This is a genomic window from Ruegeria sp. CDSB114 (genome assembly GCF_059611025.1).
Window position 1 is genome coordinate 1,351,255 of record NZ_JBXWOT010000001.1, and the last position, 26,695, is coordinate 1,377,949.

Genomic DNA, 26,695 nt, shown 5'->3' on the forward strand with positions numbered 1-26,695 from the left:
CAACAGTTTTCAGAAGTTGCGCAGAATTTCCAGCGCCGCCGCGTGGATCTGCGGGTTTGCCGCCGCCAGAGCCCGACCGCCATTATGGGCGGGGCCGCCTTGCCAGTCTGTGACGATACCGCCAGCCGCATGAATCACGGCGATTGGCGCCTGAATGTCATAGGCGTTCAGACCTGCTTCGATCACCAAATCCACCTGACCCGCTGCAAGCAGAGCATAAGCATAGCAATCCATCCCATAGCGGGTCAGGCGTACGTGCTGTGACACAGCCTCAAACCCGGCACGATCTTCCGACGCGCCGACCTCGGGGAAGGTCGTGAACAGAATTGCCTGGTCCAGAGAAAGTGTTGAACGGGTCTTCAGGGACATATCGCCCGTAGGACCATGGCTTCGCGCGATATCCGCCGAGCCGATGAAGCGTTCCCCGATATACGGCTGGTCGATGATCCCCATGATTGGCCCGTCCTGCGTGCTAAGCGCAATCAGAACCCCCCATGTCGGTGTCCCGCTGATAAACCCTCGGGTGCCGTCGATCGGATCCAGAACCCAGGTTCGGCCACTTTGCCCCTCGTGCTGCCCATATTCCTCGCCAAAGATTCCATCTTGGGGCCGATGTCGGGCCAAAACCGCGCGCATAGCTTTTTCAGCTGCGCGGTCGGCGACAGTGACCGGATCAAATCCCTGATCCAGCTTATTCGAAGTCTCAAGATTAGACTGCCTGAAAAAAGGAAGAATGGCCGCACGCGCCGCGTCGGCCATTTCTTCAGCTACTTCAAGATCACTCAGCGACATCTTATCCATACGCTACCCGTGCGTTCCGTCAGGATCAGAGTCAACCCGCGAAATCAGGCAACATCACTCAGAACGCGCGCAAGCTCGAACAAGCGGCGACGCTGGTTTTCCGGTATGGCATAGTAAGAGCGGACGAGATCCAGGGCCTCTTTGTCGCCCATAAGGTCTGCAGGAACCGATTTCTTATCCGAGCTTCCTTTCTCGACCTCTTCCAGGCCTTCAAAGAAGAAACTGACGGGAACATCCAATGCCTCGGCAATGTCCCAAAGACGAGACGCGCTGATTCGATTGGCACCGGTTTCATATTTCTGGATTTGCTGAAACTTGATACCAACTTGCTGTGCCAACTGCTGTTGGGTCATGCCAATCAGCCAGCGGCGATGCCTGACGCGTTTGCCCACATGGACATCGACGTGATGGGTCATTGGTACTATCCTCCCTTACACACACAACTGAAACGGGTGCGCAACATGCTTTGTTACCGCAACATTAGCGAGCCCGACTTAACCACTCCCTAATTTGGAACATGCCCCCCAAATCAGCACCATAGCGCACTATTACGTTTTTTGGCGCTTTTTTCAAGAAGGTTGAATCTGATTCCACAAACAATGGTTTATAGTTGTGTTGTGAATACCGCGCACACGTTGCTTCCAATCTGGAAACAATCACCCGATCAACACCGGATTAACGGGGTCTTCAGCAGGGTAACAGATTGACAAGACCACGACAGCACTGACCTATGCCCGAAAAGACGGAGCCAAATCATGCTGGCGTTTCATATCCAGACCAACGGGGCCAAGGCCCAGCTTTGCAATATTGACCCGCCAGAACCCGGCGACAGCCAGGTCTGCATTCAAATCAAAGCCTGCGGTTTGAATTTTGCGGATCTCCTTATGCAGAAGGGGACGTATCAGGACACCCCGGTGGCGCCCTTTTCCTTGGGCATGGAAGTCGCAGGGATTGTTCGAGAAATTGGAAACAATGTACGCCACCTGAACCCGGGTGACCGCGTCGCTGTCTATTCCGGCCAGGGCGGCCTTGCTGAATTCGGAGTGTTCGACGCCGATCGTGCAATCGCAATCCCTGACTCTATGAGCTTTGAAGACGCCGCCGCAATTCAGATCACATATGGCACCAGCCATATTGCTTTGGATCATCGTGCGCGGCTCAGGCCCGGCGAAACCCTGCTGGTGACCGGTGCGGCAGGTGGCGTCGGCCTGACGGCGGTAGAGATCGGCAAGCTTATGGGCGCCACGGTTATTGCGCAGGCGCGCGGTAGTGAGAAACTCAAGGTGGCACAGAGGGCCGGGGCCGATCATCTGATCGACGCATCCGAAGATCTCCGCGCCCGTGTCCAGGCATTAGGAGGCGCGGATGTCGTATATGACGCGATCGGCGGCGATGTGTTTAAAGCCGCCTTTCGCGCGACCAACCCCGAAGGTCGCATCTTGCCCATTGGCTTTGCGGGCGGTGAGGTGCCGCAAATTCCGGCCAACCACCTACTGGTCAAGAACCTGACAGTCATCGGGCTCTACATCGGAGGCTACTTGAAGTTTCGACCTCAGATTGTGACGGACAGCTTTGAAACGCTGTTTCGCTGGCATAGCGAGGGCCGCATCAAACCCCATATCAGCCATGTTCTGCCCCTGTCCGAAGCCGAACGCGGACTGGCCATGCTGCGCGACAGGACGGCCACCGGGAAAGTCGTCATAACCCCCTGAGGGATGATCAACCGACAACGGCTTTGAGCGGCACCCCCCCAAGCAAACGAAAGTTCTGGCGCACCAGCGTCGCCAACGCCTCAACCACGGCTCCGCGGCCAGTTTCGCCGCCATACAGATTTATCATATGCGCAGGAAGCTCGGGCAGGACGCCACCCGAATCGATCTGGGCAAGATGTGCGGCCTCTGTCCCTTCGAGCATGGCATGAACCGCCAAATCGGCGCTGACGGTTGCCTCGATAGTACGGTCATTTTCGGTTTCCACCGAAAGCTCCCAGGGAATTCCAGCCGCGTCCAGCGCAGCAATGACCTGCGGCCTGAACAGACACCGACGCCCAAGCGCTAGCGGAATGGGGCGTTTTCGCCAGGCAGACCCGCCCGGCGCACCAATCCAGCGCAAAGGAAGCTCGGCAATCGTCTCGGCCCCTTGCCCCACTGTCGCCTCGGTCGTTAGGATCAAATCGCAGTCTCCGCGCTTAAACATATCCTTCAGTTGCAGCGAATAGGAGGAGATAAGCTGCACACGGACGCGTGGGAAATCCGCGTTGAATCGCTGCAGCACCCGGGGGATCGCCGGATAGACGATATCATGCGGCACACCAAGAACGACCTCGCCCTCATAGGCCTGATCCGTCAGCTTGGACATCACCTCGTCATTCAACGAGATCATGCGTCTGGCATAGGCCAAAAGCTGTTCGCCCGACGCTGTCAGCGCGATGGTTCTGCCACTTCGGTCCAGCAGCTCCAGACCTAAAAGCTCCTCCAACCGCTTTAGCTGCATCGATACGGCAGATTGTGTCAGGTGCAGGAAACCGGCTGCCCGCGTCACGCCACCCTGATCGGCAACTGCCACAAAGGAGCGGAGAGTGGTGATGTCCAAATTTCGCATCTTCACGATTCCTTATGGATGTGTTCAATAATATTCATTTTCAAAATGTGTCACAGCCCTCCATATAAATCAAGGAAGTTGATGCAATAGGCACAACACATCAGCAAAACCGAAAGGACAAGGCTATGACGCAAATCACAGCTTCAACATATTGCAAACCACGGCAGCGCTTTAAGCTCACTTCTGTTCTGGATGCACTATCGCTACGGCGCCAACGCTGTCAGCTCGCCAGATTGGACGACCGCGCCCTTCTCGATATCGGTATTTCCCGTGAAGAGGCCGAAGCCGAAGCAAAACGCCGCATATGGGATGCTCCGGAATTCTGGCAAAAATGAACCTAATCCACTACTTTTACCACTGAATGGCGGCTGACACCTCGAAGCCGCCATTTTTGTTGCGTGTTTTAGCCTGTTTCCCGCGTTAAACCCTTGAAACACAGCCCGCACTTGCCGATATTTGCGAGGAGCGCGGCCTGACATCAGGACGCAAAAAGAATATGTGGAGGGAGACCTTTTAATGGCACAATTTGACACGATCCGGACGGCGACCGGTACGCGCGCTGCCCAGATTGACGAGGGCCTGCGCGCCCATATGAACAAAGTCTACGGCACAATGTCCGTGGGCATGCTGATTACATTTGCAGCGGCCTGGGCCATAGCTGGCCTAGCGACCACAACCGACCCTTCGGCGGCTGCGGCACAGCTGAGCTCTGACAAATATCTGACGTCGCTTGGGTATTCGCTGTTCGCCTCGCCGTTGCGCTGGGTCATCATGTTTGCCCCGCTGGCCTTTGTCTTTGGCTTCAGCGCCAGCATCAACCGCCTGTCGGCTGCAACGGCACAAACAGTGTTCTACCTGTTTGCCGCAGTCATGGGCGTTTCGATCAGCTGGATTTTCCTGGTCTTCACCGGCGAGTCGATCATTCAGGTTTTCCTGATCACCTCAATCGCTTTCGCGGGGCTTTCCCTGTACGGCTACACGACCAAGAAAGACCTGTCCGCAATGGGCACCTTCCTGATCATGGGTGTGATCGGGCTGATCGTTGCCTCGGTCGTGAACATCTTCCTGGCCTCGTCTGCAATGACGTTCGCGATTTCGGTTCTGGGTGTTCTGATCTTCGCCGGTCTGACCGCCTATGACACCCAGAAGATCAAAACCACCTACTTGCAGATGGCACATACCGGCGATCAGGAATGGCTGGGCAAAGCAGCCATCATGGGCGCGCTGAGCCTGTATCTGGACTTTATCAACATGTTCATGTTCCTGCTGCAGTTGTTTGGAAGCCGTGAATAGTCCGGACCACCAACCATTTTGAAAACGTCAAAGGCGGGCCGATTGGTCCGCCTTTGTTCTTTCTGGTTAGCGCACTGGCTTTAGGCTCGAATGCCGCAACAAAAAAGGCCTCTCATCCTGACGATGAGAGGCCCTTCAATTCCACAGTAATATGAATCTAGCTGCAGTTCAACTGAACAGCAAATCCGGAACTGCGCTTTTCTGAACCTTTGCGATAAACGTCGCCGACAGGCAAGCAGCCAGTGAATTGTTCAGCGCCAGTACCAAAGTTAGCACCAATCGTATTTGGAACCCTGGTGCGGCTATTTTCGGTACGCACGACGCCGAAAAGCGTTCCGTTCACCTCAACAGTGCTCAGGAACAGGTTTGTATCTGAGCCGGAAACGACTACTGCGCTGGTATCGCTGCGCGCGCCATTTTCTATTGCAACACGTGCAATTTTACCCGGATCGGTCTCGTCCGTTGAAACTCGGACCGGGGGCAGTTCTGCCAACTCTGCCGGAACATTGGTGGACTCTGGAACAAACGCCGCCGCACCCGGCACTTCGCTGATGCTCCGCGGCTCACCATCAATGCCCGTAAAGCCAACACCCTCGCGGTTATAGGGGTCTTCACAGGCTGCGAGAGCCAGAATAGTTGCTGTGGATAACAAGATTTTTTTCATGACGGCCAACATTTTGGAACGGTTAGCTCAAGCGTAGTTGCAATACATTCCAAAAAGCAACCCAGCGGGCAAACGAATGCCTCGGCTGCTGATGCTTCGCTGCAACGGCCTCCAAGCGCGCTCCGGCTGCCTTGAGCCGATAGATTCAGGTATGAAACATCGTCGCGCAAACGAAAAAGGCCCTGTCGAAACAGGACCCTTGTCATTCTGTCCAAGCAGGACGGCAGATTACTTGATCTTGCCTTCCTTGTACTCGACATGCTTCCGAACGACCGGGTCGTATTTACGAACGGTCATTTTCTCGGTCATGGTGCGCGCGTTCTTTTTGGTCACATAGAAGTGGCCCGTGCCCGCGGTCGAGTTCAGACGGATCTTGATTGTCGTCGGCTTCGCCATGGTTATCTCCTGCGTCCGAAAAGGCAGGGGCCTTTCGGTTGAATTCCTATGAGCGTGCGCTTTTACCCGGTCATGCAGCCGAGTCAACCTGAATTCGGGTAGATCGGCGCAGATTTCATCAAAACACAAGATCGTCCCTGCACCCAGCTTATCGCAGACCTTAACGCAGCCATTTCGGCCACAAGGGATGCCAGCTCAGCAGCTACAGCAAGACCTGTATCAAAGGATGACTCCAGCCGTGACCCACCTGTGGAACAACGCGATTCGTCTTAGCAATATTAACGCGCGGAGGGCCTGTAAGCCGGATCTTGTTCCAGGGTTGCCCCCTTCGATGACCATTCCTCTAGGCCGTGCATTGCTGCACGGCTCAAGCTGCCAACCCGGTCCCTCTCGGCCAAGACGCACTTAGCGGCGGTATCGGCGGACGCCGACCTGCCCGCGTGGGGACCCTATTTGGCATTGCTCCCGGTGGGGCTTGCCGTGCCACCCCTGTTGCCAGGGGCGCGGTGGGCTCTTACCCCACCGTTTCACCCTTACCATGCACGCATGGCGGTCTGATTTCTGTGGCGCTTTCCGTCGGGTTGCCCCGCCCGGGCGTTACCCGGCACCGTTGTCTTGTGGAGTCCGGACTTTCCTCTCGGGCTTACGCCCCAGCGGCCATCCGGCCCTCCGCGCAAAGACCCGACTAAACTTCCGCTCGGATACCGTCAAGATGTTCCATGAACCCTGCCAATCTTTCGATATCACCCATATCCTCCTTGGAAAGCGGGCCGCGCCGCACCGGAGAAAACCGGCTTCTGAACGCTTTCAGTAAATCCTCGGTGCTGGCCTCTGGATAGCCTACTCTCATCGCAATAAATGCGAAGTGTTTCTCATCTGGAGGCATTTGATCCAGGCAAATACCCTTGAGGACAGTAGGCCCTACGGCCAACCCAAGATGCGCAAGGCGATCCCAATCGAACTTGGAACCAGGATCAAGTTTTCGCTGGGGGGCCAAATCCGAATGGCCGATAACATTCCATGGTTGGATTCCCAGACGGTCTTGAATATCCGATAACAAGTTCTCCAAAGCAGCCATTTGCGGCTCCGAAAACGGAACCAGCCCAGTGTTATCCAGCTCTATCCCAATCGAACGCGAATTGATATCGGTTCGCCCGCGCCACTCCCCTGCCCCGGCGTGCCAGGCCCGGTCCTCTTCGCGTACCATTTGCCAAAGCGTGCCATCGGAACCGATCAGGTAATGCGCAGAGACTTCGAAGGCCGGGTCACACAAGCGATCCAGCGCAGCCTGCGCGCTGTCCATTGCGGTATAGTGCAAAACGATCAATGACGGCACCAACCCATCTCGGCGGTCTCCGAAATTGGGTGAAGGATGCCAGATGGGCTTTGGATCAGTTGTTGACGGCACTGCGGAACGGGCTGGGATCCCAGCCGCAAGCATATCCATCGCCATCAGGGTCAAGCCCCTTGCGGTCCTTCTGGGGACCGCCATTTGACAGGAACTCGATCTGCGCCTGGTCCGCCGATGGGAATTTCGCGCAATTCCGCTGTGCTTTGGCCTGCAGGTTGAACCCCGCACGGCTGTAAAGCTGGGCACCGACCGGATTGGATGTGCTCAGCGCGTATTGGACGATGTTTGGCTGACCATCCGCTCCGCGTTGCGGAACCGCGGTTGGGGCGACAACCTCATAGGTTTGGCTGTTCTGTTCGATTCGAGCAGCATCGGTTTCGATACTGCGACGCTCAGAAACCGCAGCAAAATCCTGTTCGTCAGAGATGCCGCTGTTGCTGGCAGTCGGCACCGATGCTGAAGTTGCGGTCGCCTGCGTCGAGGTGCTTGCAAGCGCGGCGGCAGTGGCCGAAGCCAGATCAGCACCATCCGCGCCCGATGTGGACGACCCCAGAGGTTGTTGCGAGACCTCATAGGGTTCCGGCAGAGGGCTTCCAGTGCCGCCCTGCCCTGCCAGCTCAGCTTCTCTTTGCGCCTGATAAGTCGGGGTGTTGAACCCTGTACCCTGAACCGGGGCCACCGTGTTACAGGCGGCCATCAACCCGATTGCGGGGATCAGAATCGAAAAGCGCATCCAGCTGCTCCGTTCTACGTTGTCTTGTTGATCGAGGATTACCACCATTTCCCCGGCTTGGCCACAAAGCCCGCAGCGCTTTCCAGCGCATAGGCTGTGTTCAGCAAATCGCCTTCGTCCCATGGACGGCCAATCAGCTGCAGACCAAGCGGCAAACCCTGAGAATCAAGACCTGCAGGAACCGAAATGCCCGGCAAACCAGCAAGGTTGACCGTCACGGTAAAGACGTCGTTCAGATACATCTGAACCGGATCCGCCTCGGTCATTTCGCCCAAACCGAACGACGCCGAAGGCGTGGCCGGGGTCAGGATGGCGTCAACACCGGCGGCGAAAACGTCCTCGAAATCTTTCTTGATCAACGTGCGGACCTTGCGGGCGCGGTTGTAATAGGCGTCATAGAAACCCGCTGACAGAACATATGTCCCGACCATCACCCGGCGCTGCACCTCGTGCCCGAAGCCTTCGGCGCGGGTCTTTTCGTACATCTCTGTGATGCCGTCGCCCTGCCCCAACTGCGCGCGGCGGCCATAGCGGACACCATCATAGCGCGCCAGGTTCGAGGACGCCTCGGCAGGCGCAATCACGTAATAGGCGGGCAGCGCGTATTTGGTATGCGGCAGCGAGATGTCGACGATCTCGGCCCCTGCGTCTTTCAGCATCGCGGCGCCATCTGCCCAGAGTTTTTCGATCTCGGCGGGCATGCCGTCCATCCGGTATTCCTTTGGGATACCGATCTTCTTGCCCTTGATGTCGCCGGTCAGCATGGCCTCGAAATTCGGGACGGCCAACTCGGCGCTGGTGGAATCCTTGGGGTCATGACCGCACATGGTTTCCAGCATGATCGCCGCATCGCGGACATTCTTGGTCATCGGCCCGGCCTGATCCAGTGAGGATGCAAAGGCCACGATGCCCCAGCGCGAACACCGGCCGTAGGTCGGCTTGATGCCAGTAATCCCGACAAAAGCCGCTGGTTGACGGATCGAGCCGCCAGTATCGGTGCCAGTGGCGGCCAGACACAGATCAGCCGACACCGCCGAAGCCGATCCGCCGGAGGACCCGCCCGGTGTCAGCTGTGCGTCGTCATTGCCACGGCGCCACGGGCTAACCGCATTGCCATAGACCGAAGTTTCGTTGCTGCTGCCCATGGCGAATTCATCCATGTTCAGCTTGCCCAGCATCACGGCACCGGCGTCGGCCAGTTGCTGCGAAACGGTGGATTCATATTCTGGCTTGAAGCCTTCCAGAATCTTCGAGGCCGCCTGCGAGGGCACGCCCTTGGTGCAGAACAGATCCTTGATGCCGATCGGCAGACCGCACATCGACGGGGCATCCCCTGCTTTGATCCGCGTATCCGCAGCCTTGGCGCGTTCCAGCGCAAGCTCTGGCGTTTTGTGGACAAAAGCGTTCAGCGCATCGGCGGCATCAATGGCGGTCAAGCAGGCTTCGGTAAGTTCAACCGAGGTGACATCACCGGCACGCAGCGCGTCGCGGGCCTCGGCCAGGCCCAGTTTGTTCAGTTCGCTCATGTCTTACTCCACCACTTTGGGGACTGCGAAGAAACCCTCGCGTGCGTCGGGGGCATTGGCCAGAACCTTGTCCTGCTGGCTGCCGTCGGTGACCACATCCTCGCGGCGCTTCAGGCGCATCGGTTCGACCGAAACCATCGGCTCGACACCGTCGACATCCACTTCATTCAACTGTTCGATGAACCCAAGAATGGTGTTGAACTCGGATGCCAGCGCAGGCAGCGCGTCATCCTCGACCTTGATCCGGGCCAGTTTGGCCACCTTTGCGGCGGTGCTTTGGTCAATTGACATCGGAAAACCTCATATGCGTCAGGGGGCATTTACCTGTCTGATGCCTCGGTCGCAAGGGTAGCAGGCGGTTGTTCTGCCCCTTCTATGCAAGGAGGTGGCTTAGCCATACAAAAATGCATAGCGCCTATGCACAAAAGTAAACCAATTAGTTCAGAATCCGCCTTGAAAAAGTGAACTGCGCCGTTCACTTCTTACAGCATGGCACAGCCACTAACTGGAGTAAGATGATGAAAACGCTCATGACCGCATTTGTGTTGGCCACTACTGTTCTTGCTGCGCAAGCTCAGGCATTCGGACCCACCATGGGTTCGCTAACCCGCGACCTGTCTTTCCCCGATCAGGTTTCCGAACCAGTTACGCAGGACAAAACGAAGCTGGGTAACTGACACCACAACTTCGTCCGGGTCGGATCCCCCCCTCTCCGACCCGGAATTTCGCATTTGACTGCTGCGTTTGATTTGCCGACTCGCTACGATGCGTCCGAACACACCGCCGGATTTCCGGCAAGCCCACGGAGCATAGAATGAGCGCGCGAAAACAGGCAGTCCTGGACGCAATCGACGCAGCCAACACCCAAGATCCAACCTTAGAGAACGGCCAACCTGCAGCGTTGCTTTACGGACAACGCATGAGCGCTGAACTGGCCAGGCTTTTTCCCGATGCATCGAACTCGCTTGAGATCGCCGCACGCGGGCAACATGTTGAACGCTGGAAGCTGGCCCGAAGTGAATATCCCGAAGGGCGCGCCGGGTATCTGGCTTGGCGCAAGGCGCAGGGCGAACACCATGCGCAAACCGTCATGACCTTGATGAAGCAGTGCGGATTTGAAGAAAACGAAATCCAAGACGCCGGACGCATGGTGCGTAAGCAGGGTATCAAACGTGACAACGAGGTGCAGGCGCTGGAAGATGTGGCCTGTTTTGTGTTCCTCAGATGGTATTTCGCTCCCTTCGCCGCAAAGCACTCGCAGGAAAAAATCCTCAGCATTGTCGAGAAAACCGCGCGTAAGATGTCATCCGATGCACGCACCAGGGTTCTGGCCGAATTTGACCTGCCCGCAGAACTGGCTGCTGCGTTTCAGGCCTGAGACGCACGGCTTAGGTGCCTGCGGTAGACCTCGATCATCCAGCCCAACATCGTGGCGTTCAGGATGTGCCACAGAAAATGCGTGCCAGTCGGGAACTGCGTGCAAATCGGAGCGTCCAAAGCGCGAAAGGTAATCGACACGATCAGGATCACTGCGCCGGTCGCCAGCCCGCGGGCGGTATCAGGCAGGCGTTTCGACAACAGGACGGCGTAAATCAGGATCAATAGCGGCACCGGAGCATAGGCGGCCGATCCGCCCAAAACCGGAATCAGTTGGAACACCGGAATCGTCAAAGCGGCATATGGCACAAACAGGGCCGCGCCGATCCCCGCGTAAAGCGGGCGCAACTGCCAGACGTCGCGATTCATTGCAAATATATAGGTCAGAATAAAAAGCAGGATGGGTGCAGTATCCGCCAACGCGGACCAGACCTGTGCATGGGTGTGAAACAAATAACTGCCAATTCCGATGCCTACCAGGATAACCACAAGCATTTTTGCCAATGGCATCCCCGGCCCGCGCACCCGCCGCCACATAATGAAAGCCGCAATCAAAAAGGCGGCATTCGTAACCGCATTTATCGGCTCTGCCCAATAGGCAGGCGATAAACGCTCGCAATAACTGTCAATTTCCCGAAACCAATCCATGAAATTTTACATACCCGATGCTAGTCTGCAGCCAACAGTTCATTTGGGAGTGCTTTTCATGAATATCATCTGGCTTGGGCATGGCAGCTTTCGCATTGAAACAGCAGGACAGGTTCTGCTGATCGACCCTTGGCTGACCGGCAACCCCGTTTTGCCTGAAGATCAGCATGACGCTGCTTTGGAAGGCGCGACACATATCCTGCTGACACACACGCATTTCGATCATGTTGTTGACGTTGTCTCATTGGCCAAACATCTGAACGTCCCCGTGGTCGGTCAGTATGACCTGATGGGGTACTGGAGCGAAGCCGAAGGTCTGGAAACAGTCGGCTTCAACAAAGGCGGCACGGTCAACCTGAACGGTGTTATGGTCTCGATGGTACCCGCCTCGCACAGCTCGACATTTTCGACCCCAGACGGGCTGCGCACCGGCGGCAGCGAGGTCGGTTTCATGATCTCATCCGAGGGGCACATGCTCTATGTTTCGGGCGACACCGATATCATGGCCGATATGGACTGGATGGGGGATTACTATAATCCCGATATTGGTATCCTGTCCGCAGGGGGCCACTTTACCATGGACATGAAAGGCGCCGCCTATGCTGCAAAGCGCTATTTCAATTTCAAAACCGTGATTCCCTGCCATTACAAGACCTTCCCGATTCTGGAACAATCCGCGCAGGTGCTGGCGGACGGTTTGCCGGGTGTCGAGGTGATCGAACCGCAGCTGATGCAAGCCATCAAGCTGTAGCCGCTTGATGAGTAACGCGGTAACACCCTCTCCAGAACTGGTCGCCGTCATACGGCGCTGGAATGATGCGGTTCGCCTCAAGGATCGCGCCGCGCTGATGAACCTGCTCTCGTCATCTGAACATCTGCGGTATCAGGGGTCGGCAGATGGCGAAAGCTGGTCCGGACAGGTGTTCCGCCAGGGCTTTGCCGACCACACCCGCGAAATTCCGGATTTCAGCTGGGACGAACATTCGCTCGAGGCGTTTGAATGCGGTGACATAGGATGGGCCCATTGCGAAGCAACACTTGCATTCACATCAAACGGCAAAGCCGCGCTCCATAGGTTCACCTTTGTATTGCATCTGGAAAACGGTGTCTGGAAGATGATCCAAATGCATGTCTCCAACCCGACTTCGAACATGGAGAAAATCGGGATCGAGCATGAAGCGCTGAACGCATTGATCGCGGCAGCTCGGCAGGAATTCACTCAGGATCAACAAGAGGGCGCGGCTTCGGTCATGTTTACTGATATCGCGGGTTCTTCTGAAATCACGCGTCAGGTCGGAGATCACAAATGGACCGCGCTCATATCCAGCCATTTCGATCTGGCTGAAAATCTAATTCACACCCATGGCGGCCGACTGGTCAAATCACTTGGGGATGGCACGATGTCGATCTTCTCCTCTGTCCACGACGCGATCCAAGCGGCGACCGAATTCCAAAGGGAAAATGCGGCCCTACAGTCGGATATACCCTTGGGTCTTCGGGTTGGCATTCATACCGGCGATGTCATTCAGCGGGACGAGGATTTCTTTGGATCGGTGGTCAATAAGGCCGCACGGGTGACTGGCCTTTGTGGCGCGAATGAAATTCTTGTCACCGACGTTACCCGATTGCTGCTGGGCGAGATCGCCGGGCTGCAGTTCAGCGCTGCGATTTCGGCTCAACTAAAGGGGTTCGGTGGGCCACAGACGGTCTATCGCGTGGACTGGGCCAAACCCTAGCACCGCAGGCCGGTCCCAACCCAGATTATTTACCGGTTCTCTTTTTGGTGAAGAATTCGCGCAGCAGGGCTTCGCAATCCTTGGCGGCAATACCGTCAAACACTTCGGGTTTATGGTGCGACTGTGGATGGGAAAACACCCGCGCCCCGTGAGCTACCCCACCCGATTTGGGGTCAGAGGCCCCGTAATAGATCCGCCGAACACGAGCGGCGGCCAAAGCCGCGGCGCACATCGCGCAGGGTTCCAGTGTGACATAGAGGTCGTGGTCAATCAGGCGTTCCGATCCGGTCGCAGCACAGGCGGCGCGCAGGGCCAGTATCTCGGCATGTGCGGTTGGGTCGTTCAACTCGCGTGTCTGATTGCCTGCCACGGCGACAACCCGGTCGCCCAGCACGATAGCAGCCCCTACCGGAACTTCGCCGCGTTCACCGGCTTCGCGCGCCTGCTCAAGCGCGATATCCATGTACGATTTGAACTCCATGCCTCTGACTGCATCAGAAACCTGCCTTTCGCAAGGCGGCGGGATGCGCTATGGGCTGCAAATGACTAATACCCCTCCTCCAGGCGACCGGATCGCCAAAGTCCTTGCCCGCGCTGGCGTCGCCTCGCGCCGGGAAGCGGAACGCATGATCGAAGCAGGTCGTGTGGTTGTGAACGGCAAGACCATCGACAGCCCCGCGCTGAACGTTACCGCCAAAGACAAGATCACCGTCGACGGTAAACCGGTCTCCGAGCCGGAACCGTCACGTCTTTGGCTGTACCACAAGCCACCCGGTCTGGTTACGACGACGAAGGACGAAAAAGGCCGCGCGACGATCTTCGACAAACTGCCCGAGGACATGCCCCGCGTCATGAGTGTCGGGCGGCTTGACCTGAACTCGGAAGGGTTGCTGTTGCTGACAAATGATGGCGGCATCAAGCGCAAGCTGGAACTGCCTGCCACCGGATGGCTGCGCAGATACCGCGTCCGTGTAAACGGGCGTCCAAAAGACGAGGATTTCGCGCCGCTCCGAAAGGGGCTGGTGATCGAGGGTGAACGGTTCCAACCGATGGACGTAACACTCGATCGGCAACAGGGCGCAAACGCCTGGCTGACCATTGGCCTGCGCGAAGGTAAAAACCGCGAAATCCGCCGCGCGATCGAGGATATCGGCTTTGCCGTGAACCGGTTGCTGCGCGTCTCGTACGGCCCGTTTCAGTTGGGCAAACTGAAACCCGGAGAGGTCGAGGAAATTCGCCGCCGGGTCATGCGTGATCAGCTTGGTCTTGAGGCTGAGCCAGAGGCTCCGGCCAAACGCCCTGCACGACCACAGCGCAAACGGCCTCCGATCGGCAAGAAATCTCGCAAATGATAAGGGTTAGGCAACCTTCCCCCTAGCGCCGGGGCCGCGCATCCCCTAAGTTTTCCGCAAAGAGAAACTCAGGGAGCATCATGTCCGGGTCCGGAGTACAAAAACTGGCTTACGTGGCCTTGTTGGTTCTGTTGTTCGGCGTCTGCACCGGGTTACTGGGAGGGCTGTAAGCACATGGCCAAACGCTTTGGCGGCAAATACAGCCCAAACGACTCAGATTCGTCGACAGATCAACCGGCGCGCGGTCAGTTTGATGGCGCGCGCGTAGAACCGGCTGGCGCGCGAGCTAATATCCTGTTTATCCCGGCTGTTCCATTGGTGTTTCTGTCGCTGAACGACGGTGCGATCGGGATGACCATTGGACTTGTTGCCGCTGGTTTGCTGACCGGGGCGGCCTTTCTGCTGCGCGAAGGATTGCGGGCAGAGGCGGCCTATAACGCACGGCGCACAGCCCGGCGCCCGGCCATTCCCCGCAAGATATTTTCCAGCGTTCTGACCGGCCTTGGGGCCGGGTTGGCCTCATACCGATCCGAGTTTCTCGATGCGGCAACCGTGTCTGACGCCAGCCTCATCGCCCCAGTTTTATTCGGCACCGCCGCTGCTGTGTTGCATTCCGTTTCCTTCGGCCTGGACCCTATGTCAGACAAAGGCATGGAAGGCATCGATACCTTTCAGCAGGACCGTGTCGCACGGGTAGTCGAAGACGCTGAGGCGCATCTGACCGAAATGACCGACGCCATCAAACGTGCTGGGGACCGCCGGATCGAAGCGCGGGTCGAGCGATTTCAGGAAACTGCCCGCGATTTGTTTCGCACCGTCGAAGAAGACCCGCGCGATCTGGCCGGAGCAAGAAAATACCTGACCGTCTATCTGCAGGGGGCCCGTGACGCGACGGTCAAGTTCTCGGATGTTTATGCCAGAACACGTGATGCGCAGTCACTGCAGGATTACTCGTCTCTACTGGATGACCTGGAACAGAATTTCTCTGCCAGGACCCGTAAGATGCTATTGGATGACCGCAGCGATCTGACGGTTGAAATTGACGTGCTGCGCGAACGGTTGCAGCGCGAAGGCGTTCGGTTGGACTGACCGGCCCAAAGTATACAGAGAGGATTACCCCATGTCCGAGGAAGTAAAGAACAAGGCAGTCGAAGCCGAAACGCTGGTACAGGAAGTGACCGCCGTCGCCCTGCCCGACCCCACGGCGGAAATTGTCCTTCTGAAAGAGGCCGACGAGCCTGTAGGTGCTGAAATTCGTAAACGCATGGGCGAGATCGACATGGGGAACACGAATTCCATCGTGTCCTTCGGCTCGGGTGCGCAGGCCGAGTTGCAGGAAATCAGCCAGGCGATGCTGGCGGATGTACGCAACAAGGATGTCGGTCCGGCAGGTGACAGCCTGCGTAATATCGTGACCACGATCCGTGGTTTCTCGGTCAGCGAACTTGACGTGCGGCGCGAGCGTAGCTGGTGGGAAAAACTGTTGGGCAAGGCCGCCCCGTTCGCCAAGTTCACCGCCCAATACGAACAGGTTCAAGGCCAGATCGACCGGATCACGGATGACTTGCTTTCGCATGAACATACGCTGTTGAAGGACATCAAGTCCCTGGACATCCTGTATGAAAAAACCTTGGGCTTTTATGATGAGCTGGCGCTTTACATCGCTGCGGGCGAAGAGAAGTTGAACGAACTGGACAGCCAGGACATTCCTCAGAAAGAGGCCGAGGTTCAGGCCGCGCCCGAAGAGGATCAGGTGATGAAAGCGCAGGAGCTGCGCGATTTGCGTGCTGCGCGCGATGATCTGGAACGCCGGGTGCATGATCTGAAGCTGACGCGACAGGTCACCATGCAGTCGCTGCCCTCGATCCGTCTGGTTCAGGAAAATGACAAATCCCTGGTGACCAAGATCAACTCGACCCTGGTGAACACCGTGCCGCTCTGGGAAACCCAGCTGGCACAAGCCGTCACCATTCAGCGCAGCGCCGAGGCCGCCGCCGCCGTGCGCGATGCGAATGACCTAACCAACGACCTTCTGACCGCGAATGCCGCCAACCTGCGCGAGTCGAACAAGGTGATCCGTAAGGAAATGGAGCGCGGTGTCTTTGATATCGAGGCCGTAAAACAGGCCAATGCCGATCTGATCGGAACCATCAATGAAAGCCTGGAGATTGCGGATGAAGGCAAGGCCAAACGCGCCGCTGCCGAGCAAGAGCTGCAGAAGATGGAAACCGAACTGCGCGACACTTTGGCCGCAGCCAAAGCGCGCAAGGACGGTATCGGTGACAACGCCGGAACAGCTGTTCCGGGCTGATGGTGGATTGAAGGTGCGGTCACAGGGATATCTGAAGCCCGTATTGGGTCTGGTCGCATTGCTGGCGCTGGCCAACTGCGACGAGGCCCTGACGTCTTCGGTTGCCCCTCAACCGCGCCCCGTAGCCCCCCCAGCGCCTGCCCCTAATGCCTATGTACCTCCATCTGCGGCCAGTCAGGATCTGGCGCGGTTCTATCAGCGGGTAGAACGTGACCTGCTGACGCGTGGTATGCTGCGCAGCGATGGCGGCGGGCCGGACACTCCCTATGATGCCAGCGATCTGGAGCGCAATTTCGAGGCGATTGCCTTTTTCAACGAGTATCCAGATCACGCCGTCACCGCGACCACATATTCGACCGAGGGCCAGCTTAGCCGATGGTCCACCCCCATCCGTGTTCAGACAGAATTCGCCCCGTCTGTGTCCCCCGAAATGCGGGCAAAGGATGCCGAACAGGTCGAGATCTTTACCGCGCGGCTGTCCAAAGTGACTGGTCATCCGATGTCTGTCGTTACCCGCAAGGCAAATTTCCATGTCTTTTTCGCGGGAAAGGATGACAGTGCATACGTGGTCTCCCGCCTGAAACAGCTTGTGCCTGGCATCGATCAGCCATTGCTTGACCTGGTTGCAAACCCGCGTTCAAATATTGACTGTTTTGTCATCGCGTCTCCGACCAACCGGTCCCTGCACCGGTTTGTTCGGGCGGTGGTGCTGATCCGTGCTGAATTGCCTGATATGCTGCGGCGCAGTTGCATCCACGAAGAAATGGCGCAGGGGCTGGGACTCTCCAATGACAGCAACGCTGCGCGACCATCCATCTTTAATGATGACGATGAATTTGCGCTGCTGACCAGCCATGACGAGAAATTACTGACAATGCTCTATGACCCGCGTCTTGAGCCTGGCGTGGCTGTCGAAGACGCGCGTCCCGTGGTGCGGATCATTGCGCGCGAACTGATGGGCCAGCAGCTGTGAGCCCAAGATAAGGAGACCCCAAATGGGTATTTTCGATTTTCTGACCGGCGAGTTCATCGACGTCATCCACTGGGTCGACGACACCCGCGATACGATGGTCTGGCGGTTCGAACGCGAGGGCCATGCGATCAAATACGGTGCCAAACTGACCGTGCGCGAAGGCCAGGCGGCCGTTTTCGTGCATGAGGGGCAGCTGGCGGATGTTTTCACTCCCGGTCTCTATATGCTTGAGACCAACAATATGCCGATCCTGACGACACTGCAGCATTGGGACCATGGCTTTCAGTCTCCGTTCAAATCCGAGATTTATTTCGTCAACACGACTCGCTTCAATGACCTCAAATGGGGCACCAAGAATCCGATCATGCTGCGCGATCCGGAATTCGGACCGACCCGCATTCGCGCTTTCGGTACTTATACAACCCGGGTCAAAGACCCAGCAAAATTCATGATCGAAATCGTCGGTACCGATGGTGAGTTCACGATGGACGAGATCAGCTTTCAGGTGCGCAATATCATCGTTCAGGAATTCAGCCGGGTCATTGCAGGATCAGGCATTCCGGTTCTGGACATGGCCGCCAATACAGCCGATCTGGGCAAGCTGATCGCGGCAGAAGTGACCCCGGTGTTGGACGGGTACGGGCTGGAGATGCCTGAATTTTATATCGAGAACATCTCACTGCCACCCGCAGTTGAAGCGGCGCTGGACAAGCGGACATCGATGGGGCTGGCTGGTGATCTGGGTAAATTCACCCAGTATTCAGCCGCTGAGGCGATGACAGCCGCGGCCAACAATCCCGGTCAGGGCGGTGGCATGGGCGCTGGCCTTGGCATGGGAATGGGCATGGCCATGGCACAGCAGATGTCGAACATGGCAGCGGGTCAGCCGAGCGGTCCGTGGGGCGGTTCTGCCCCCGCTGCCCAGCAACCTGCGGCGCATACGGCGCCTCCGCCGCCACCGCCAGTGGAACATGTCTGGCATATCGCCGTTGACGGGCAAACCAGCGGGCCATTTTCCAAGGCCAAGATGGGCCGCATGGCGACAGACGGAGAGATCACCCGAGACACCCATGTCTGGACCGCCGGTCAGGACGGCTGGAAAAAGGCGGGTGAGGTACAGGAACTGGCGCAGTTGTTCACGATCCTGCCGCCACCCCCGCCCGGAGCCTGAAGTGACGGAAAGCTTAGGCAGCAACGTTTAACGCGTATCCGCAACTTCTCTGAAAGAGCAAACGAATGTCTACTTTGGACCGCTACTCAAAGCCCCAAATCGTATTGCACTGGCTGATCGCTGTGATCATCATCGGCGAATGGATCAGCAGCGATGGCATGGGACGCGCCCTGCACGCCCGGCTCGAGGGCAACACGGTCTGGACAGAAGGCGCCACCCCTCATGTCTGGCTTGGCTGCATCGTCTTTGCGCTGATCCTGGTCCGCATCCTTCTTCGGTGGCGACAGGGCGCGCCTGCCCCGGTTGAGGAGAGCTCGGCCCTGATGGCGACTGCAGCAAATTTGGGACATCTGTTGCTGTATGCGCTGATGGTCGCCGTTCCGATCTTTGGTATGCTGGCCTGGTTCGGGGGAATCCATGTTGCTGGTGAGGTCCACGAAACCGTGGGCAATGCCCTGTTGTTCGTCGCATTAGGTCACGCTGCCTTTGCCATCTGGCATCATTTCATCAAACGGGACGGGGTGCTGAACCGGATGCGCCTGTCCTCTGGCCGATAACGCAAATTCGAGGCTTCAATGGCCCCTACCGACCCTAACATTGTAGACGAACACCGCTTTCCCTGCGATCAATGCGGGGCGGATTATCGGTTCAATCCCGGTGATGGTACGCTCACCTGTGACCATTGCGGTCACTCCGAGTCCATTGGCGCCGGGCCGTGGGGCGGTGCCAGCCTGAAAGAGCTGGATTTCAACAGTGCGCTTTCGGATCAGCTGCCTGACGATGAGATCGAGGAAACGCGTGTTCTGACCTGCCCCAACTGTGCGGCTCAGGTTGAATTCGACCCGGCCACGCACGCAGCCGAATGCCCCTTTTGCGCAACCCCAGTAGTTACGGATACCGGCATCAGCCGTCACATCAAACCCCGCGGCGTGCTGCCCTTTGCGCTGGATGAACGCACTGCGCATAAGGCCATGGGAGACTGGCTGGGACGGTTATGGTTCGCCCCAAACGGGTTGAAGGATTATGCCCGCAAAGGGCGCAAGATGCAGGGTATCTATGTTCCATACTGGACCTTCGATGCGGATACGAAATCCAAATATCACGGCGAGCGCGGCATCGTTTACTATGAAACACGCAGCGTCATGCGCGATGGCAAGCGTGTACAGCAAAGGGTCGCCAAGGTGAAATGGTCCCCGAAATCGGGCCGGGTCGCACGGTTCTTTGATGACGTTCTGGTTTTGGCATCCCAGTCTTTGCCCAAGAAGTACACCGACGCGCTGGAACCCTGGGATTTACCCGCGTTGGAACCGTATCAGCCTGAGTACCTCGCCGGTTTTCGGGCCGAGGCCTATACGGTCGAACTGAATGACGGCTACACCGAAGCGCGCGCACGTATGTCCCGCGTGATCGAACGGGATGTGCGCTTTGATATCGGTGGCGACCGGCAGCGCATTCACGCGGTTGAGACCGATGTGCGGGATGTGACCTTCAAGCATGTCCTCCTGCCGATCTGGATGGCCGCCTACAAATATCGGGGGCAGACGTACAGGTTTGTAGTAAACGGCCGCACCGGGCGCGTTCAGGGGGAACGTCCCTGGTCAGCGCTCAAGATCTCTGTCGCCGTGTGCCTTGGCCTTTTGGTAGCTGCCGGTGTTGGTTACATGGTGGCAACCGGTCAGCAATGACGTGACCGGCTAACCGCATCAGCACTTGAACATCCGCCAGTCTGACCTCATCCTGCGCCCTGTCAACGCCGATGGGGAGGCCTGTGTGACACTATCCGCTCTGAACAATCTACTGGATCAACGGCATTCCTGCCGCGCCTTCCTTTCTGACCCGGTGCCAAAGGATCAGATTAATCAGATCCTGACCAGCGCAGCCCGCGTTCCAAGCTGGTGCAATGCGCAGCCCTGGAACGTGACCATCACCAGCGGGCCAGAGACCGATAAGTTTCGGAAGGCACTGCAGGATGAGGTAACCGCGGACACGCCATCCCCGGACCTGCCCTTTCCTGCCTCCTATTCGGGCATCTACCAGGAACGACGCCGTGAATGCGGCTGGGCCCTTTACGAAGCCGTTGGCGTTGAACGCGGAGATCGCGCCGGGTCCACCCGGCAGATGATGGAGAATTTCGCCCTTTTCGGAGCGCCCCATTGTGCAATCATATCCAGCCCAACGGAACTCGGCGCTTATGGCGCCATGGATTGTGGTGGCTTTGTTACGGCCTTCACGCTGGCGGCGCAGGCTCTGGGCATAGCGACAATTCCGCAGGCCGCAGTGGCCAGCTATGGCCCTTTTCTGCACCGATATTTCAAAATCCCGGATGACCGTCTGATCCTATGTGCGATCTCTTTCGGCTATGCAGACAAAGACCACCCGGCCAACGGGTTCAGAACCAGTCGCGCCGCGCCCGACGCGTTTGTCGAGTGGGTCGACTGACCATCAAATGGAGGAACCAAATGCGTGCGCTGTTGCAGAGGGTCTCGCTGGCAAAAGTCTCGGTCGAGGGTACGGTGATCGGACAAACCGGTCCGGGCCTGCTGATACTGGTTTGCGCGATGCAAGGAGACGACGACCAAAAGGCCGAACAGCTTGCTGCCAAGGTCTCGAAGCTGCGGATATTCAAGGATGAGGCCGACAAGATGAACAGGTCGGTTCTGGATATGGGCGGCTCGGCCCTAGTAATCAGCCAGTTCACACTTGCCGCTGATACCTCGCGCGGGAACCGCCCGGGGTTTTCTGAAGCGGCACCGCCAGAGGTTGGAAAACGCTTGTATGAGGTTTTCGCGCATCGGCTAAGTGGTCTTGGCGTCCCTGTCGAAACCGGTCAATTCGGGGCGGATATGGCCGTCGAACTGGTCAATGACGGCCCGGTCACGATCTGGGTCGAAAGCTGATGGAGCAAAGGCAAAAGGCAACCCGAATATGGCAGGCCGGAGTTGACGCGGTTAGTGGATATGCGGCGACGTTAACGGCGCTGAATGATATCGAGGCGCCCGACCAAATTTTAGCTGTCGGCAAAGCTGCGGCGGCGATGACCCGCGCAGCGCTGGACCATTTCGGCCCCCTCCCCGCTTTGGTTGTCACCAAAGATGGCCACGGGGACGCCCTGCCCGACTATGTAGAGGTGATCGAGGCCTCTCATCCCGTTCCAGATATTCGCAGTCTGCAAGCGGGCCGCGCACTGCGTGAGATGGTCCAGTCGATGGGATCGTCTTCGCATTTGCTGCTGCTGGCTTCGGGCGGGGCCTCGTCTTTGGCCGAGGACCTTGTAGCTGGCAAAACGCTGGCGAATCTGGAGCAGTTGAACCGAAAACTGCTGTCGGAAGGGTTGAATATCTCTGAAATGAACGCCGAACGGCGCAAACTGTCCCAAATCAAAGGGTCTGGCCTGTTGGCCCAGTTCAAAGGAGCGAAGGCGACTGTTCTGGCGATTTCCGATGTGCCGGGCGATGACCTGAACGTTATCGGATCGGGCATTGGCGCACTTCCTGAGCCGCGCGATTTTCAGGGAGTTGCGCGCATCGTTGCATCGAACAAGCATGCCCGTGCTGCCGCCGTCCGACAGGCCATGGCCGAGGGCGCACCCGTTCTAGCGAATGAGGAATGCCTGCACGATGACCTGAAAAGCATAGCAGCCCGTTTGGGGCCACAGCTGCGCAATATGCCCGAAGGCGTCATGGTTTTCGGTGGAGAGCCAACTGTCGTGCTGCCCAGAAATCCAGGCAAGGGTGGGCGCAATCAGGCCCTCGCTTTAGCGTTGGCCAGAGAAATCGCGGGTATTGCTGGGCTGACGCTGCTTGTCGGGGGCACCGACGGCACCGACGGACCAACCCAGGCCGCGGGGGCGATTGTTGACGGGACCACCTGGGGCGATGGTGCGGAAAAGGCGCTGCGGGATGCTGACAGCGGCAGCTATCTGGAACGCGTAAATGCTCTTTTCGTCACCGGACCGACCGGAACCAACGTAATGGACCTTATTGTCGCAATCCGAGGCTGATTTGACGATTTTCACCTGCACCAAATCCCTTTTGGCCCCGAGACTGACCGAATGAATCCAGCCGACAATTCGCTACTCGACATCGAAGACCTGCCAGATGTCGGCATTCACATGCCGGATGGGTGCCGGCTTTCAACCCGGATATGGAAGCCGTCGAATGCAGAAAGCCACCCTGTACCTGCCATTCTGGAGTTCCTGCCCTATCGCAAGCGCGACGGCACTGCGACACGAGACGCCCTGACCCATCCTTGGTTTGCCAAGCGCGGCTATGCCTGCATCCGAGTGGACATGCGCGGCAATGGTGACAGCGAAGGGCTGATGGCGGATGAGTATACCCAGCAGGAACTGGACGATGCAGTTGCAACTATCGAGTGGCTGGCGCAGCAACCGTGGTGTTCTGGTTCTGTAGGCATGATGGGGATCAGTTGGGGCGGTTTCAATGCATTGCAGGTGGCGGCACTACAGCCAGAGGCGCTGAAGGCGATTATCACGCTGTGCTCGACCGCCGACCGGTATGCGGACGACATCCACTACAAGGGTGGCTGCCTGCTGAACGAAAATCTCGGCTGGGGTGCGACCATGTGGTCTTATTCATCGCGCGCTCCCGATCCGGCCCTGCGTCCGAACTGGCGCGAGCTGTGGCTGGACCGCCTTGAGAACGAGCCCTTTCTGCCCTCTGTCTGGTTGCGCCATCAGACGCGAGATGACTATTGGCGTCACGGGTCAGTCTGCGAGGATTTCAGCGCTATCCGGGCGGCGACTTTGGCTGTTGGCGGCTGGGGTGACGCCTATAAGAATACGGTGCCTTTATTGGTTGAACAGCTTGATTCTCCGGTCAAGGGGATCGTCGGACCTTGGGTTCACAAGTATCCGCATTTTGCTGTTCCCGAGCCCCGAATCGGATTTCTGCAAGAGGCCCTGCGTTGGTGGGACCATTGGTTGAAAGGCCAGGATACTGGCATCGACCAGGAACCCGACTATCGCGCCTATCTTATGGATGGGGTACGCCCCCAGCGCTGGTACAAGGAACGGCCCGGTTGCTGGATAACCGAGGATAAAGGCGCGACCTCGCATCTTCCTATTCAAACTCTGAATATCTCTAATGCTGGGCTGGACCAACCCGGACCGCTGGACATGTGCATCCGATCCCCCCAGACCTGCGGGATGGAAGGCGGAGAATACTGCGCCATCTGGTTGGGGCCGGATATGCCGGGCGATCAGCGTGTGGATGATGCATTTTCGGCCTGCTTCGACAGCGCCCCACTGGCCAATGATTTGAACATCGTGGGCGCGCCGCAAATATGCCTGCACATCAGTGCCGACCGTCCCCATGCCCAGATGGCCGTGCGCTTGAATCACGTCCATCCCGATGGGGCAACAACACGCATAACATACGGTGTCCTTAACCTGTGCCATCGCGATACCCATTCGCAACCGACCGAATTGGTCCCTGGCAAGGTTTACGAGGTCACGCTGGATCTGGACCATATCGCTTATCGGGTGCCAAAGGGACACCACTTGCGGATTGCGGTATCCAGCGCCTATTGGCCGCTGATCTGGCCTTCGCCCGAGTCTGCAGAACTGCATCTGACCGAAGGCCAAATCAAGCTGCCCATCCGTCACGCGGCTAGCGAGGCATATGTATTCCCTCCCCCGGATGCCGAGGCCGCACACGACATCACGACTGTCCGAGACAGCCGGAACTCTCGACAGGTCGAAACTGACATGAATTCGGGGGAAACTCATCTGATTATAGAAGATGACTTTGGCCTTGTTACAGACAACCACCACGGCCTGACACATGGCGGAACAGCCTTTGAACGTTGGTCGATTCGCCCTGATGATCCGTTATCTGCACGCGGATATTGCCATTGGACACAAGAGATAATCCGTGACGGCACAGAGCTGCGTACAGAAACATCTTGCGAAATGTGGTCAGACGCCGGAAACTTCTACCTCTGTGCTGAACTCAAGGCATTTGAAAACGGCAGTTTGGTATTTTCAAAGACTAAGGAGGATACCGTACCGCGTAATCATATGTGAAATTCAAGCAGGTCTGAGCCGGACTTTTTTCTTGCTCGACCAACCGAATTGCGCCTAACTTGACTGGCGCGTCAATAAAAAACCCGTCAGGGGCTGACGAGATAAATCACTGGGAGATATCTGAATGAACGAACAAATCACTCACATGGCCAAGCAGGTTACAGCTGGCAAGCTGACCCGCCGCGAATTTATGGGGAAAGCTGCAGCACTTGGTGTGTCTGCTGCGATGGCCAGCACAATGTTTGCCGATGCTGCACGCGCGGCTGGCCCGAAAAAGGGCGGTGATCTGAAATTTGGCCTGCAGGGCGGGGAATCCACCAACTCGCTTGACCCGGCCACCTATGCCAGCTCGGTTCCGTTCCAGAACGGCAAGCAGTTCGGCGACCAACTGGTCGAGGTTGCGCCCGATGGATCGATCGAACCGCGCCTTGCAGAAAGCGTCGAAGGCAGCGCGGATGCCAGGGTCTGGACCTTCAAACTGCGTCAGGGCGTGGAATTCCACAACGGCAAGACCATGACCAGCGAAGACGTGCTGAAAACCATGGAGCGTCACTCGAACGAGGATTCCCAATCCGGTGCTCTGGGAATCATGCGCGGCATCGAATCGATGAAGGCTGATGGCGACAATTTCCAGGTTACGCTGAATGAACCAAATGCCGACCTGCCCTATCTGATGGCAGACTATCATCTGATCATCCAGCCGGATGGCGGCATGGAAGATCCTGGCGCAGGGGTTGGCACCGGCCCTTACCAAGTGGAAGTCAACGAACCCGGCGTCCGCCACGTGTTCAAAAAGTTCGCCAACCACTGGAGCGATTACGGCAATTTCGACAGCGTCGAAGTGGTTGTTATCAATGACGCTACCGCCCGGACCGCCGCGCTGCAATCCGGTCAGGTCCACGCGATCAACCGGGTTGAGCCCAAGATTGCTGATCTGCTGGGTCGCGCACCGAACCTGACTGTGCATTCAACCGCAGGCCGTGGCCACTATGTGTTTATCATGCATTGCGACACGGCACCGTTTGATAACAATGAACTGCGTTTGGCCCTGAAACACGCGATTAACCGTCAGGATCTGGTCGACAAGGTTCTGCGTGGCTATGGCTCGATTGGGAATGACATGCCGATCAACGCGGCCTACCCGCTGTTTGACGGTTCGATCCCGCAGCGTGAATTCAGCATCGAAAAAGCAGCTGAGCATTACAAGAAGTCGGGTCATGACGGCTCACCAATCATTCTGCAGGTCGCTGATGGCGCCTTCCCTGGTGCGGTGGACGCCGCCGCCCTGTTCCAGCAGACCGCGGCTCAGGCTGGTATCCCGCTGGAAATCAAGCGTGAACCCAACGATGGTTACTGGTCCGAGGTTTGGAACGTACAGCCGTTCTGCGCCTCGTACTGGGGTGGCCGTCCGGTGCAGGACCAGATGTATTCGACCGCGTATCTGTCGACCGCAGACTGGAACGACACGCGGTTCAAGGTTCCGGCCTTTGACGAGATGCTGTTTGCAGCCCGCGCCGAGCTGGACAATGACAAGCGCAAGGACATCTACAAACAGATGGGCATGATGGTCCGCGACGAAGGCGGCGTAATCTGCCCGATGTTCAATGATTTCGTCGAAGGTGTCAGCAATCAGCTGGAAGGTTGGGAAAGCGACCCGACCCAAGAGATGATGAACGGCAACATGTCCCGCAAGATGTGGTTCTCCTGATAAGGACCACG

29 protein-coding genes, 1 other RNA gene and 1 pseudogene are annotated in these 26,695 nt (G+C 57.5%); 19 read left to right on the forward strand and 12 right to left on the reverse strand.

Going from position 1 to position 26,695, the window contains the following annotated elements:
• Window positions 1–9: 9 nt before the first annotated feature.
• On the reverse strand, window positions 10–801 hold the full coding sequence (hisN, locus tag AC2FIP_RS06685; RefSeq protein WP_496785640.1) for a histidinol-phosphatase: 792 nt from the start codon (window positions 799–801) through the stop codon (window positions 10–12).
• 44 nt (window positions 802–845) lie between these two features.
• On the reverse strand, window positions 846–1,217 hold the full coding sequence (locus AC2FIP_RS06690; protein ID WP_142636749.1) for a helix-turn-helix domain-containing protein: 372 nt from the start codon (window positions 1,215–1,217) through the stop codon (window positions 846–848).
• Window positions 1,218–1,556: 339 nt separating this feature from the next.
• Between AC2FIP_RS06690 and AC2FIP_RS06695 the strand changes: the two genes are divergently transcribed.
• Complete coding sequence (locus AC2FIP_RS06695) at window positions 1,557–2,513, forward strand: NADPH:quinone oxidoreductase family protein (protein ID WP_496785641.1); 957 nt, start codon at window positions 1,557–1,559, stop codon at window positions 2,511–2,513.
• Between the two features lie 7 nt (window positions 2,514–2,520).
• On the opposite strand, the gene AC2FIP_RS06700 is transcribed toward AC2FIP_RS06695, so the two are convergent.
• Complete coding sequence (locus AC2FIP_RS06700) at window positions 2,521–3,402, reverse strand: LysR family transcriptional regulator (protein ID WP_142636745.1); 882 nt, start codon at window positions 3,400–3,402, stop codon at window positions 2,521–2,523.
• A 125-nt stretch (window positions 3,403–3,527) separates the two neighbouring features.
• On the opposite strand from AC2FIP_RS06700, the gene AC2FIP_RS06705 reads away from it, so the two are divergent.
• Together AC2FIP_RS06705 and AC2FIP_RS06710 are read left to right on the forward strand one after the other, a co-directional pair.
• Window positions 3,528–3,737: a DUF1127 domain-containing protein gene (locus AC2FIP_RS06705; RefSeq protein WP_496690952.1), complete on the forward strand. Its 210-nt coding sequence runs from the start codon at window positions 3,528–3,530 to the stop codon at window positions 3,735–3,737.
• Between the two features lie 181 nt (window positions 3,738–3,918).
• Entirely contained in the window at window positions 3,919–4,695 is a 777-nt protein-coding gene (locus tag AC2FIP_RS06710) for a Bax inhibitor-1/YccA family protein (RefSeq protein ID WP_496690953.1), read from the forward strand.
• A 157-nt stretch (window positions 4,696–4,852) separates the two neighbouring features.
• Here AC2FIP_RS06710 and AC2FIP_RS06715 read toward each other — a convergent pair whose 3' ends face one another.
• From AC2FIP_RS06715 to gatC, 7 genes are all read right to left on the reverse strand, one after another.
• On the reverse strand, window positions 4,853–5,359 hold the full coding sequence (locus tag AC2FIP_RS06715) for a hypothetical protein (RefSeq protein ID WP_185956682.1): 507 nt from the start codon (window positions 5,357–5,359) through the stop codon (window positions 4,853–4,855).
• Window positions 5,360–5,587: 228 nt separating this feature from the next.
• Window positions 5,588–5,755, reverse strand: a complete 168-nt coding sequence (gene rpmG, locus AC2FIP_RS06720; RefSeq protein WP_007799108.1) for a 50S ribosomal protein L33 — start codon at window positions 5,753–5,755, stop codon at window positions 5,588–5,590.
• Window positions 5,756–6,036: 281 nt separating this feature from the next.
• An RNA gene (gene rnpB / locus AC2FIP_RS06725) (RNase P RNA component class A) lies at window positions 6,037–6,428 on the reverse strand.
• A 12-nt stretch (window positions 6,429–6,440) separates the two neighbouring features.
• Window positions 6,441–7,196, reverse strand: coding sequence for an N-acetylmuramoyl-L-alanine amidase (locus AC2FIP_RS06730; RefSeq protein WP_496785811.1), 756 nt, complete (start codon window positions 7,194–7,196; stop codon window positions 6,441–6,443).
• Entirely contained in the window at window positions 7,147–7,839 is a 693-nt protein-coding gene (locus tag AC2FIP_RS06735) for a hypothetical protein (RefSeq protein WP_496785643.1), read from the reverse strand. The genes AC2FIP_RS06730 and AC2FIP_RS06735 overlap by 50 nt, the downstream gene beginning before the upstream one ends.
• Before the next feature lie 38 nt (window positions 7,840–7,877).
• A complete protein-coding gene (gene gatA / locus AC2FIP_RS06740) occupies window positions 7,878–9,365 on the reverse strand; it encodes an Asp-tRNA(Asn)/Glu-tRNA(Gln) amidotransferase subunit GatA (RefSeq protein ID WP_496694767.1) in 1,488 nt (495 codons plus the stop codon).
• A gap of 3 nt (window positions 9,366–9,368) precedes the next feature.
• Entirely contained in the window at window positions 9,369–9,656 is a 288-nt protein-coding gene (gene gatC, locus AC2FIP_RS06745; protein WP_170562049.1) for an Asp-tRNA(Asn)/Glu-tRNA(Gln) amidotransferase subunit GatC, read from the reverse strand.
• A gap of 227 nt (window positions 9,657–9,883) precedes the next feature.
• On the opposite strand from gatC, the gene AC2FIP_RS06750 reads away from it, so the two are divergent.
• Together AC2FIP_RS06750 and AC2FIP_RS06755 are read left to right on the forward strand one after the other, a co-directional pair.
• Window positions 9,884–10,042 (forward strand): hypothetical protein, encoded by a 159-nt coding sequence (locus AC2FIP_RS06750; protein WP_496677714.1) that lies wholly within the window; start codon window positions 9,884–9,886, stop codon window positions 10,040–10,042.
• A 137-nt stretch (window positions 10,043–10,179) separates the two neighbouring features.
• Window positions 10,180–10,743: a DUF4202 domain-containing protein gene (locus AC2FIP_RS06755; protein WP_496785644.1), complete on the forward strand. Its 564-nt coding sequence runs from the start codon at window positions 10,180–10,182 to the stop codon at window positions 10,741–10,743.
• Here the strand turns inward: AC2FIP_RS06755 and AC2FIP_RS06760 are convergent.
• A complete protein-coding gene (locus tag AC2FIP_RS06760) occupies window positions 10,734–11,390 on the reverse strand; it encodes a ceramidase domain-containing protein (protein ID WP_496694765.1) in 657 nt (218 codons plus the stop codon). The two genes, AC2FIP_RS06755 and AC2FIP_RS06760, sit on opposite strands and share 10 nt — an antisense overlap.
• Window positions 11,391–11,448: 58 nt before the next feature.
• Here AC2FIP_RS06760 and AC2FIP_RS06765 point away from each other — a divergent pair, with 58 nt between their 5' ends.
• Together AC2FIP_RS06765 and AC2FIP_RS06770 are read left to right on the forward strand one after the other, a co-directional pair.
• On the forward strand, window positions 11,449–12,141 hold the full coding sequence (locus AC2FIP_RS06765; RefSeq protein WP_496710118.1) for a metal-dependent hydrolase: 693 nt from the start codon (window positions 11,449–11,451) through the stop codon (window positions 12,139–12,141).
• Window positions 12,142–12,148: 7 nt separating this feature from the next.
• Entirely contained in the window at window positions 12,149–13,126 is a 978-nt protein-coding gene (locus tag AC2FIP_RS06770) for a nuclear transport factor 2 family protein (RefSeq protein ID WP_496785646.1), read from the forward strand.
• Between the two features lie 25 nt (window positions 13,127–13,151).
• Here the strand turns inward: AC2FIP_RS06770 and AC2FIP_RS06775 are convergent, their stop codons facing one another.
• Window positions 13,152–13,607, reverse strand: coding sequence for a nucleoside deaminase (locus AC2FIP_RS06775; protein WP_496694761.1), 456 nt, complete (start codon window positions 13,605–13,607; stop codon window positions 13,152–13,154).
• Between the two features lie 61 nt (window positions 13,608–13,668).
• Here AC2FIP_RS06775 and AC2FIP_RS06780 point away from each other — a divergent pair.
• From AC2FIP_RS06780 to AC2FIP_RS06835, 12 genes and pseudogenes are all read left to right on the forward strand, one after another.
• Window positions 13,669–14,475 (forward strand): annotated as a pseudogene (locus AC2FIP_RS06780) (pseudouridine synthase); the annotation flags it as partial.
• A 177-nt stretch (window positions 14,476–14,652) separates the two neighbouring features.
• Complete coding sequence (locus tag AC2FIP_RS06785) at window positions 14,653–15,567, forward strand: 5-bromo-4-chloroindolyl phosphate hydrolysis family protein (RefSeq protein WP_496750253.1); 915 nt, start codon at window positions 14,653–14,655, stop codon at window positions 15,565–15,567.
• Between the two features lie 31 nt (window positions 15,568–15,598).
• Entirely contained in the window at window positions 15,599–16,789 is a 1,191-nt protein-coding gene (locus AC2FIP_RS06790; protein ID WP_496785649.1) for a toxic anion resistance protein, read from the forward strand.
• Window positions 16,758–17,762, forward strand: a complete 1,005-nt coding sequence (locus tag AC2FIP_RS06795; protein WP_496706628.1) for a DUF2927 domain-containing protein — start codon at window positions 16,758–16,760, stop codon at window positions 17,760–17,762. Before AC2FIP_RS06790 ends, AC2FIP_RS06795 begins: the two co-directional genes overlap by 32 nt.
• 22 nt (window positions 17,763–17,784) lie before the next feature.
• Complete coding sequence (locus AC2FIP_RS06800; RefSeq protein ID WP_281994943.1) at window positions 17,785–18,933, forward strand: SPFH domain-containing protein; 1,149 nt, start codon at window positions 17,785–17,787, stop codon at window positions 18,931–18,933.
• 65 nt (window positions 18,934–18,998) lie between these two features.
• Complete coding sequence (locus AC2FIP_RS06805; protein ID WP_496701985.1) at window positions 18,999–19,490, forward strand: cytochrome b; 492 nt, start codon at window positions 18,999–19,001, stop codon at window positions 19,488–19,490.
• A gap of 18 nt (window positions 19,491–19,508) precedes the next feature.
• A complete protein-coding gene (locus AC2FIP_RS06810; RefSeq protein WP_496785651.1) occupies window positions 19,509–20,618 on the forward strand; it encodes a TFIIB-type zinc finger domain-containing protein in 1,110 nt (369 codons plus the stop codon).
• A gap of 85 nt (window positions 20,619–20,703) precedes the next feature.
• Window positions 20,704–21,372 carry a nitroreductase gene (locus AC2FIP_RS06815; RefSeq protein ID WP_496701981.1) on the forward strand — a complete coding sequence of 223 codons (669 nt, stop codon included), beginning with the start codon at window positions 20,704–20,706 and terminating at the stop codon, window positions 21,370–21,372.
• Window positions 21,373–21,392: 20 nt separating this feature from the next.
• The gene (gene dtd / locus AC2FIP_RS06820) at window positions 21,393–21,830 is read left to right on the forward strand and encodes a D-aminoacyl-tRNA deacylase (protein WP_496712783.1); all 438 of its coding nucleotides are present in this window, start codon (window positions 21,393–21,395) and stop codon (window positions 21,828–21,830) included.
• Window positions 21,830–22,933, forward strand: a complete 1,104-nt coding sequence (locus tag AC2FIP_RS06825) for a DUF4147 domain-containing protein (RefSeq protein WP_496785653.1) — start codon at window positions 21,830–21,832, stop codon at window positions 22,931–22,933. The genes dtd and AC2FIP_RS06825 overlap by 1 nt, the downstream gene beginning before the upstream one ends.
• Window positions 22,934–22,984: 51 nt before the next feature.
• A complete protein-coding gene (locus AC2FIP_RS06830) occupies window positions 22,985–24,976 on the forward strand; it encodes a CocE/NonD family hydrolase (protein ID WP_496785654.1) in 1,992 nt (663 codons plus the stop codon).
• A gap of 124 nt (window positions 24,977–25,100) precedes the next feature.
• On the forward strand, window positions 25,101–26,684 hold the full coding sequence (locus tag AC2FIP_RS06835) for an ABC transporter substrate-binding protein (protein WP_142636703.1): 1,584 nt from the start codon (window positions 25,101–25,103) through the stop codon (window positions 26,682–26,684).
• Window positions 26,685–26,695 lie beyond the last annotated feature (11 nt).

Coding starts and splice junctions, on each gene's coding strand:
- AC2FIP_RS06770 (WP_496785646.1), top strand. CDS start 12,149: ATGAGTAACGCGGTAACACCCTCTCCAGAACTGGTCGCCGTCATACGG.
- hisN (WP_496785640.1), bottom strand. CDS start 801: ATGGATAAGATGTCGCTGAGTGATCTTGAAGTAGCTGAAGAAATGGCC.
- AC2FIP_RS06715 (WP_185956682.1), bottom strand. CDS start 5,359: ATGAAAAAAATCTTGTTATCCACAGCAACTATTCTGGCTCTCGCAGCC.
- AC2FIP_RS06790 (WP_496785649.1), top strand. CDS start 15,599: ATGTCCGAGGAAGTAAAGAACAAGGCAGTCGAAGCCGAAACGCTGGTA.
- gatC (WP_170562049.1), bottom strand. CDS start 9,656: ATGTCAATTGACCAAAGCACCGCCGCAAAGGTGGCCAAACTGGCCCGG.
- AC2FIP_RS06750 (WP_496677714.1), top strand. CDS start 9,884: ATGAAAACGCTCATGACCGCATTTGTGTTGGCCACTACTGTTCTTGCT.
- AC2FIP_RS06710 (WP_496690953.1), top strand. CDS start 3,919: ATGGCACAATTTGACACGATCCGGACGGCGACCGGTACGCGCGCTGCC.
- AC2FIP_RS06735 (WP_496785643.1), bottom strand. CDS start 7,839: ATGCGCTTTTCGATTCTGATCCCCGCAATCGGGTTGATGGCCGCCTGT.
- AC2FIP_RS06705 (WP_496690952.1), top strand. CDS start 3,528: ATGACGCAAATCACAGCTTCAACATATTGCAAACCACGGCAGCGCTTT.
- AC2FIP_RS06805 (WP_496701985.1), top strand. CDS start 18,999: ATGTCTACTTTGGACCGCTACTCAAAGCCCCAAATCGTATTGCACTGG.
- AC2FIP_RS06785 (WP_496750253.1), top strand. CDS start 14,653: ATGGCCAAACGCTTTGGCGGCAAATACAGCCCAAACGACTCAGATTCG.
- AC2FIP_RS06810 (WP_496785651.1), top strand. CDS start 19,509: ATGGCCCCTACCGACCCTAACATTGTAGACGAACACCGCTTTCCCTGC.
- dtd (WP_496712783.1), top strand. CDS start 21,393: ATGCGTGCGCTGTTGCAGAGGGTCTCGCTGGCAAAAGTCTCGGTCGAG.
- AC2FIP_RS06755 (WP_496785644.1), top strand. CDS start 10,180: ATGAGCGCGCGAAAACAGGCAGTCCTGGACGCAATCGACGCAGCCAAC.
- rpmG (WP_007799108.1), bottom strand. CDS start 5,755: ATGGCGAAGCCGACGACAATCAAGATCCGTCTGAACTCGACCGCGGGC.
- AC2FIP_RS06800 (WP_281994943.1), top strand. CDS start 17,785: ATGGGTATTTTCGATTTTCTGACCGGCGAGTTCATCGACGTCATCCAC.
- AC2FIP_RS06835 (WP_142636703.1), top strand. CDS start 25,101: ATGAACGAACAAATCACTCACATGGCCAAGCAGGTTACAGCTGGCAAG.
- AC2FIP_RS06700 (WP_142636745.1), bottom strand. CDS start 3,402: ATGCGAAATTTGGACATCACCACTCTCCGCTCCTTTGTGGCAGTTGCC.
- AC2FIP_RS06830 (WP_496785654.1), top strand. CDS start 22,985: ATGAATCCAGCCGACAATTCGCTACTCGACATCGAAGACCTGCCAGAT.
- AC2FIP_RS06695 (WP_496785641.1), top strand. CDS start 1,557: ATGCTGGCGTTTCATATCCAGACCAACGGGGCCAAGGCCCAGCTTTGC.
- AC2FIP_RS06825 (WP_496785653.1), top strand. CDS start 21,830: ATGGAGCAAAGGCAAAAGGCAACCCGAATATGGCAGGCCGGAGTTGAC.
- AC2FIP_RS06760 (WP_496694765.1), bottom strand. CDS start 11,390: ATGGATTGGTTTCGGGAAATTGACAGTTATTGCGAGCGTTTATCGCCT.
- AC2FIP_RS06765 (WP_496710118.1), top strand. CDS start 11,449: ATGAATATCATCTGGCTTGGGCATGGCAGCTTTCGCATTGAAACAGCA.
- AC2FIP_RS06690 (WP_142636749.1), bottom strand. CDS start 1,217: ATGACCCATCACGTCGATGTCCATGTGGGCAAACGCGTCAGGCATCGC.
- gatA (WP_496694767.1), bottom strand. CDS start 9,365: ATGAGCGAACTGAACAAACTGGGCCTGGCCGAGGCCCGCGACGCGCTG.
- AC2FIP_RS06730 (WP_496785811.1), bottom strand. CDS start 7,196: ATGCTTGCGGCTGGGATCCCAGCCCGTTCCGCAGTGCCGTCAACAACT.
- AC2FIP_RS06775 (WP_496694761.1), bottom strand. CDS start 13,607: ATGGAGTTCAAATCGTACATGGATATCGCGCTTGAGCAGGCGCGCGAA.